The sequence below is a fragment of the Shewanella sp. T24-MNA-CIBAN-0130 genome (assembly GCF_040310185.1).
Lineage (GTDB): Bacteria > Pseudomonadota > Gammaproteobacteria > Enterobacterales > Shewanellaceae > Shewanella > Shewanella psychromarinicola.
This window is the reverse complement of sequence record NZ_JBEOPP010000578.1, coordinates 1-234: the sequence shown is the minus strand read 5'-3', so window position 1 is coordinate 234 and position 234 is coordinate 1. Positions and strand designations below refer to the sequence as shown.

Sequence of the window (234 nt, the reverse complement as noted above, 5' to 3'; positions counted from 1 at the left end):
CTTGATTCCATGATCCATGATGGACTGACAGATGTCTTTAACCAGTATCACATGGGGATGACTGCCGAAAATATTGCTAATAAGTATAAGATAAGCCGTGATGCTCAGGATAATTTTGCACTTCGAAGTCAGAAAAGGGCTTGTGCTGCAGTTGAGGGGGGACGTTTCGATGATGAAATAGTGTCTGTAGAGGTGATGATTCGTCGTAAGTCGGTGACTTTTAACCGTGACGAA

Annotated in this window: 1 protein-coding gene; it reads left to right on the top strand. The window is 43.2% G+C overall.

Translation table 11 applies throughout. The features are described 5' to 3' along the window. On the top strand, positions 1-234 hold a 234-nt coding region (locus tag AAEZ02_RS23575; protein ID WP_502959624.1), incomplete at both ends, for a thiolase family protein.